Source organism: Micromonospora sp. S-DT3-3-22, assembly GCF_015354745.1.
GTDB lineage: Bacteria > Actinomycetota > Actinomycetes > Mycobacteriales > Micromonosporaceae > Micromonospora > Micromonospora wenchangensis.
In genome coordinates, this window is the sequence record NZ_JACGMO010000196.1 from 1 (window position 1) to 7,768 (window position 7,768).

Genomic DNA, 7,768 nt, shown 5'->3' on the forward strand with positions numbered 1-7,768 from the left:
AGAATGAGGGGACGCGGCGGACGACCGGGAGGGCACATGCAGGACACCGAACGTGAGGCGGAACTGTTGGAGGCGGAGCGCCGTCTCCAGGCCGCCCAGCGGGCCGGCGACGTGGCCCAGCCGCCGACCCGCAGCCGGGCGATCGGGCGGGACAGCGGGGTACGGCTGGCGCTGTGCGAGCGGGGCCGCGAGGACCACGTGCCGCCCGGGGTGCCGACGATCGAGCTGGCGCCGGTCGGTGCTGCGGCGGGGGCGGCCGGTGCCGCCGGACCGGTCGCGTCGGCGCACGTCCCGGTGACGGTGCGGCATCCCGCGTACGTCATGTACACCTCCGGGTCCACCGGTGCGCCGAAGGGGGTGGTGGTGCCGCACGAGGCGATCCTGCGCCTGGTGCCGCACTCCAACTTCCTGCGGCTGGGGCCGGACGACGTCGTCGCGCACCTGTCGAACACCGCCTTCGACGCGGCCACCCTGGAGATCTGGGGGGCGCTGTGCGCGGGCGCGACGCTGGTGGTGGTGCCCCGTGAGGTCGCCCTGTCGCCGTACCGGCTGGGGCGGTTCCTCGCCGAGACCGGGGTGAGCGTCATGTTCACCACGAACGCGCTGCTCAACGCGATCGTCACGCACGTGCCCGACGCCTTCGCCCGGCTACGGGTGCTGCTCGTCGGCGGCGACCAGTACGCGCTGGCGCAGATCCGCCGGATGCTGGCCGCCGGTGCGCCCGAGCACCTGGTCAACGCGTACGGGCCGACGGAGAACACCACCTTCTCCGCCGCGCACGAGGTCGTCCCCGCCGACCTGGACCGGGGCGTCATCCCGATCGGCGGCCCGATCGACGGCGGCTACCTGCGGGTGCTCGACGACCGGTTGACCCCGGTCGCCCCCGGCGGCACCGGTGAGCTGTACGTCGGTGGGCAGGGGCTGGCCGACGGCTACGTGGGTGATCCGGGGCGTACCTGCGCGGCGTTCGTCGCGGACCCGTTCGCCGTCGTGCCCGGCCAGCGGCTCTACCGCACCGGCGACCTGGTGCGGCTGCGGCCCGACGGGGACGTGGTGTTCCTCGGCCGCCGCGACGACCAGGTCAAGATCAGTGGGTTCCGGGTGGAGTTGGGTGAGGTGGAACGGGTCCTCGGCGACTGCCCGCAGGTGGGTGACCACGCGGTGCTGGCGGTCACCGACGCGGAGCCGGTGCAACTGGTCGCCGTGTCGACGGGCCCGGCCGACCCGGCCGAGGTACGGGAGTTCCTGCGGGCCAACCTGCCCACCTACATGGTGCCGGCGCGGTGCCACCGGCTGCCCACCCTGCCGGTGACCCCCAACGGCAAGGTGGACCGGGCGGCGCTGCTGGCGGCGCTCGGCCGCGACCCGGACCCGGAACCGCCCGCCCCCGCCGACCCACCCCGTCCCGCCGGCCCGCCCGGCCCCGACGGCGCCGCCATCTCCGACGGTGCCGCCGACTCGGCCGGTGCGTCCCGGGCCGCCGGCCGCACCGGGTCCGGCGACGTCTCCGGCGGTGCGTCCGGGGCTGCGGTACCGGCGGGGGACCCGGTCGCCGCCGGGCTCGCCGACATCTGGCGGGACCTGCTGGGGGTCGCCGAGTTCGGCGCGGACAGTCAGTTCTTCGCGCTCGGCGGCACCTCGATCAAGGCCCTGCACCTGGTCGGCGCGGTGCACCGGCGGTTCGGTGTCGACCTGCGGATCGTCACCGTGTTCCGCCGGCCGTCCTTCGCCGACCTGGCCCGGGAGATCGCCGACCTGGTGCGGACCGAGCAGAGGGGGAACGGCGATGGACCTGGGCGACCCTGACCTGTACCTCGACCCCGGCCGGTTCGCCCGGTGGCGTCGGTACGCCGCCGCCGACGCCGTGCTGTGGAGCGACGCAGGCACCTCACCGGGCGGCTTCTGGTCGGTCTTCTCGCTGGCCGGGTGCCGCGCGGTCCTGGCACCGAAGGCCGCGTTCACCTCCGAGTACGGCATGATGATCGGCTTCGACCGCGACCACCCCGACAAGGCGGGCGGCGGGATGCTGGTGGTCGCCGACGGCCCCCGGCACACCCGGCTGCGCAGCGTCATCATGCCGTTCCTGTCGAGGGCGATGGCCGAGTCGCTGGAGGACACCGTCCGGCAGGAGGTCCGCCAGCTCGTCGCGGACGCCGTGGCGGCGGGCGGCCTCGACGTCGCCGCCTCCCTCGGGCCGGTGATCCCGGCGAGCGTCGTCTGCCGCCTGCTCGGCGTGCCGGCGACCGACCGGGACATGCTGATCGAGCTGACCAGCCACGCCTTCGGCGGCGCGGACAGCTCCTTCGACCGGATGCCCCCGGACGCGGCGCACTCCGAGATGATCCTCTACCTCGCCGACCTGGTCGCCGAGCGGCGGCGCAGCCCGGGTGACGACCTGATCAGCGCGCTGGCCGGCGACCCCCGGTTCGACCTGCGCGAGGTGCTCCTCAACTGCGACAACGTCCTGGTCGGCGGCAACGAGACGACCCGGCACGCGATCGCCGGCTGCTTCCACGCGCTGGCCACCGCCGCCGGGACCCTGGACCGGCTGCGGACCGATCCGGACCTCGTCGGGCCGCTCGTCGAGGAGGTCATCCGGTGGACCTCACCCGCGATGCACGTGCTGCGGGTCGCCACCGAGGACGTCGAACTGCCCGGTCAGCGGGTGGCCAGCGGCGAGGCGGTGGTGGCCTGGCTGCCGGCGGCAAACCGCGACCCCCGGCACTTCGCGGCGGCCGACGAGTTCCGTCCCGGCCGCCCCGCCAACCACCTGGGTTTCGGGTACGGCCCGCACCACTGCCTGGGCGCGGCGCTGGCCCGGCTGGAACTGCGGGCACTGCTGCTCGCGCTGGCCGAGTTCGTCGACTCGGTGTCCGTGGTCGGCGAACCGGTGCCGCTGCGCTCCAACCTGGTCCACGGCTACCGCCACCTGCAGGTACGGCTGGAACCCGTCGGCCGTGCCACCAACCACCGAGAGGCGCTGAGTTGAGTGACCGCGTTCAGGGACGCCCGGTTCCGCCGGCTGTACGTCGGCGACGCCCTGTCGGGCTTCGGGGACACCGCGCTGCTGCTGGCCCTCGGCATCTGGGTCAAGGACCTCACCGGGAGCAACTCGGCCGCCGGTGCCGTGTTCCTGGCGATGGGCCTGCCGGTGCTGTTCGCTCCGCTGGCCGGACGGCAGATCGACCGGGTACGCCGCAAGCCGCTGCTGATGGCCACCAACGCGATAGCCGGGCTGGCGGTGCTGGCGCTGCTGCTGGTACGGACCGCCGAACACACCTGGATCATCTACGGCGTCGCCATCGTGCACGGCTGCGTCGCCACGGTGCTCATGGCGGGGCGCAACGCCCTGCTCAAGGATCTGCTGCCCGACAGTGACCTGGGCTCGGCCAACGCGGCGTTCGGCACCCTGTTCGGGTTCACCCGGATTCTCGCGCCGCTCGTCGGTTCCGGCATCTACGCCGCGTTCGGCGGTCACCTGCTGGCGCTGATCGACGCGTTGACCTTCCTCGCCGCCATCACCGCGCTGGCCACGGTGCGGGTCGTCGAGTCGCCACCGGAACGCAGCGGGGAGCGGTTCGGCACCGAGCTGCTAGCCGGCCTGCGTCACATCCGGTCGGTTCCGCTGTTGTCCCAGGTCACCGTGGTCAGCGCCGTCGCGTTCGGGGCGGTGGGCTTCCTGGAGCCGATCATCTTCGTGGTGGTCGAGGACGGGTTGCACCGGCCGGCGGCGTTCTTCGGGGTGATCGTCAGCGTCCAGGGGATCGGTTCCATCGTCGCCGGCTTCACCGGGGCGTGGCTGCTGCGCCGCGTCGGCGAGGCGCGGGCCATCGGCGGTGCCCTGATCGGCCTGGGGGTGGGCTGCGCCGCCCTGGCCGTCGGCGCGACGGCGGTGGTGCTGGGCGGGGCGGTCGGCATCGGGCTCGCGGTCACCTGGTTCTCGATCGGCTGGAACACCCTGTTGCAGCGGCACACCCCGTCGCGGCTGCTGGGGCGGGCCTTCACCACGGCGGGGATGCTGGTGACGATCCCGCAGACGGCGGCCATCGGCATCGCCGCCGCCCTCATCGTCGTCGTCGACCACCGGCTCCTGCTCGCCGTCCTGTCGCTGGTGATCCTGCTGGCCGGGCTGCGCCTGCTGACGCACCCGAAACCGGCCCCGGAACCCGCGCCCACCGACGCCGACCCGGCCCCGGCCGGTGGACCGGCAGCCGACCGGGACGCGGTGCCCGGCGGCGTGGTGCCCGGTCCCCGGGAGTGACCGGTCCCGTGTCCGTCCGACCCATCCCGACCCGGGGGTAGCCAGATGACCACAGCCGAGACGTCGACCGCCGTACGGACGGTGCGGGTGCCCTTCGCCGGGCTCCGCGCGGGCCGGTGGCCGATGCCCCACGGTCAGAGCAACGTCTTCGACTGGCTGCCGCACGAGGGCAGCGGCGCGGTGTTCGTCGGGTACGCGGACCTGCCCGCCGGCCGTACCGTCGACGACGTCCGCGCGGCGGTCGGCGTGCTGGTTTCCCGCCACGAGGGACTACGCACGGTGTACGAGGTGGGCCCCGGCGTGGAACGGGCCCAGGTGGTGACCCGGGACGGGCATGTCGACCTGCTGCTGCTCGAACTCGGGTCGGGGGCGTACGACCGGACCTGGATCAGTGATCCGCCCCGCCCGTTCGACCACGGTGCCGAGTTCCCCGTCCGGATGGCGGTGACCACGGACGCCGGGGTGCCCGTCCGGGCCGTCTTCGAGTTCTCCCACGCCGTCGCGGACCTGGTGGCCGCGAACCTCGTGCTGGACGAACTCGTCGGGCTCGTCGCGTCCCCCGCCGACCGCACCGTGGGCCCGCCGGCCTGGCAGCCCGCCGACCAGGCCGAGCACGAGCGGACCCCGCAGGCGCGGCGACGGATGGCGCGGACCCTCGCCTACTGGCGGCAGCAACTGCACACCATTCCGCCCTGCCTGCTCTCCGTGCCGGCCCGGCGGGAGGGGCCGGCGGAGTTCCGCCTCGCGACCCTGCGGTCCGGGCCGGTCGCCGAGGCGATCGACGCGGTCGCCAGGCGGACCAGGGTCACCCCGGCCAGCGTCCTCGTCACCACCATGGCGACCCTGCTGTCCTGGTGGACCGGCACCGAACTGGCGGCGCTGGAGGCCCTCTACAGCAACCGCGCGCTGCCCCGGATGCAGAACTTCGTCGGCAGCATCGCGCAGAGCGCGCTGGTCCCGTTCAGTCCGGCCCCCTCGTTCCACGAGACCCTGCGCCGGACCCACCTGGCGATCTTCAACGCCTACCAGTACGCCTACTTCGACGCGACCGCCGTGGAGGAGTCGGTCCAGTCGATCGGCTCCCAGCGGGGCTGCCAGCGGCACCGGGACCTGGTGATCAACGACATGAGCAGCACCCGGGGCGGCGTCTTCGACGGGCGGGCGGGGGTGCCGGTGCACGGGACCGAGGTGGAGAGCGGCCTGGACGCCACCACCACCGACCCCGTCCGGCTCACCATCCTGCACACCCGGCCCACCGTCGTGGTCGGTCTCACCCACGACGTGCGGCACGTGACCACCGACGAGGCGGCGGCCCTGCTGTGGTCGATGGAACGCATCCTGCTGACGGCCGCCGAGCGGGACATCGACCTCGCCCGGCTGGGCGATCTCGTCGACCTCGACAAGGTGGTACGCGGTCCGGAGTGGGTGGAGATCGACGCCGCCTGGATCGACGTCACCGCCAGCGAACAGGTGCTCCGGGCCGCGGCCGGCGACCCGACCGCCCGGATCGTCCTGCGCACCGGGCCCGGCGGCAGCCGGTCCCTCGTCGGCTACGCCGCCCCGGCGGGCCCGCGCGTCGGCCCCCGCGAACTGCACGCGGCGGTGATGGCCACGCTCGGCGGCCGGCACGGCGCGACGGCCCCCGACTCGTACGTCCTGTGCGCCCACCCGCCCCGTCCACCCCGGGACGAGGCCGGGTGGCGGGCCCAGCCGATCCGCGCGGCGGGCACCGGCCGCTGACCGTACCGCCGCGTCGTCGCCGCAACCGGGCCCGCCGCCCGTCCGGCCCGACCCGCCCGTCCGGCCCGACCCGCCCGTCCGGCCCGACCCGCCCGTCCGGCCCGACCGGGCGCGGGGAGGTCAGCGCGGGGTGCGTCGGGTCTTCGGCAGGTCGAACTGGTCGGCGGCCTTGCAGTCCTTCTGCCCGCCGACCGCGCGTGGGCCCAGCCGCTTCAGCTCCGCGCGGGCCCGGCTGCGGCCCAGGTTCCAGGCGTACCACGGGTCGGGTTCGGCGAGGTCGTCGTCGATCCAGCTCAGCGTGCAGCGGCGGACCCGGTCCGGCAGGTTGGCCAGGGCGGGGGTGGCGTCGGCGGAGAGTGCCCGCAGGTACCAGGCGTCGATCTTGCCGGACTGCTCGTACCGGGCGATGTTGCGGCGGGCCGCGTAGTCCTCCGGGTTGAGCACGGCCAGGCTGAGCAGCATCACCACGGCCAGCCCGACGGTGACGCCGGGAATCCAGCGGCCCCGCCACCGTACGCCCGCCGCCAGGATCATCAGGAAGACCGCGCCGAGCAGCAGCTCGAACGCCATCACGAAGATCCGTTCGCCGGTGAAGCTGTAGACCTTCTGGTAGGTGTACATGCGCGACAGCGCCGACACCACGATCACCACGCTGAGCGCGCTGAGCAGCCCGAGCAGGACCCGCAGCAGGACCCGTTCGGCCCGGGTCTCGCGTCGCGCCCAGCGGCTGACCCCGCCCAGCACGGCCACGGTCAGCAGGGTCACCACGGTCAGCTGCCAGAATCCGCTGCGCGCGTACTCGGCGTAGCTCAGGCCCGCCGTGCGCAGGACGTGCCGCTGACCGCCGAAGAGCACGGTGAACTGGACCGCGACGAAACCGACGAAGAGCAGCGTCAGGGCGGCGATGGCCGGGGCCCACTCCAGCATGCCCAGCCGCCGCCGGCCCTCCCGGTCGACGGTCGACAGGTCCGGCGGCGCGGCCAGGGTGTACGTGGCGGCGACCGCGATCGATCCACCGACGGCGGCCAGGAAGAGCCAGCGGATCACCGTGCCGACGTTGACCTCGGGCACGACCGCGCCGAGCACCTGGTCGAACGCGGCGTCGGCGGAGGACAACAGCAGCCCGAAGACGAGCAGCACCACGGCGGTGGCGACGACCGAGCCGGCGACCCGGGGCACCATCTGGCCGCCGCCGGTGGCGGTCACGTGCCGGCGTACCCAGGGCAGCCCGCGCAGCGCCGCGAACGGGGCCGCGACCAGGCTGAACAGGAGGGAACGGACCTGCCTGCCGCCCACGATCGCCAGGGCCGCGCAGCCCAGCGCCCCGAGGACGCAGAAGGTCACCAGCCACCAGGCGTTACGGAATGCCGGCACGGCCAGCAGCGCCAGCGCGGCCACCGCCCAACCGCCCCGGATCAGCCTGTCGGTGCGGGTCAGCGCGTCGGCGGTGCGCCGGACGGCCGCGACCACCCCGACGGTGAGGACCAGCCAGCCGAGGAACCAGCCGATGCCGGTGCGGGTCAGCGGGACGAAGAACGCCACGCCCAACGCGCCGGCCAGCACCGCCGCCGGCACCGCCCAGCCGGTGGCGGGTCGGGGACCGGGCCACCGGGTGCTCAGGAACGACGGCGGGGGCGGGGTCGGGGTCCAGGCCCCGGGTGCCCCACCCCACTGTGCCGGCCGGCCGCCGGTACCGAACCCGGCGGGCCCCGGCAGGCCGGGGACGGGTACGCCGGCCCCGGGGGGCGGTTGCTGGCCGGGGGGTAC

At 74.5% G+C, this 7,768-nt stretch carries 5 protein-coding genes; 4 read left to right on the forward strand and 1 reads right to left on the reverse strand.

Annotation, left to right across the window (positions count from 1 at the left end):
• The first annotated feature begins 36 nt into the window (after positions 1-36).
• Genes H1A17_RS32570 through H1A17_RS32585 form a run of 4 tightly spaced genes read left to right on the forward strand, consistent with a single transcriptional unit; the run spans position 37 to position 6,001 of the window.
• Positions 37-1,806, forward strand: coding sequence for a non-ribosomal peptide synthetase (locus H1A17_RS32570; protein ID WP_194823678.1), 1,770 nt, complete (start codon positions 37-39; stop codon positions 1,804-1,806).
• Positions 1,787-2,989, forward strand: a complete 1,203-nt coding sequence (locus tag H1A17_RS32575; RefSeq protein WP_194823679.1) for a cytochrome P450 — start codon at positions 1,787-1,789, stop codon at positions 2,987-2,989. The genes H1A17_RS32570 and H1A17_RS32575 overlap by 20 nt, the downstream gene beginning before the upstream one ends.
• Positions 2,990-4,261, forward strand: a complete 1,272-nt coding sequence (locus H1A17_RS32580; RefSeq protein WP_194823680.1) for an MFS transporter — start codon at positions 2,990-2,992, stop codon at positions 4,259-4,261.
• A 45-nt stretch (positions 4,262-4,306) separates the two neighbouring features.
• Positions 4,307-6,001 (forward strand): condensation domain-containing protein, encoded by a 1,695-nt coding sequence (locus H1A17_RS32585; protein WP_194823681.1) that lies wholly within the window; start codon positions 4,307-4,309, stop codon positions 5,999-6,001.
• A gap of 120 nt (positions 6,002-6,121) precedes the next feature.
• On the opposite strand, the gene H1A17_RS32590 is transcribed toward H1A17_RS32585, so the two are convergent.
• The coding region (locus tag H1A17_RS32590; protein ID WP_228544682.1) for a DUF4153 domain-containing protein at positions 6,122-7,768 on the reverse strand (1,647 nt) is incomplete at its 5' end.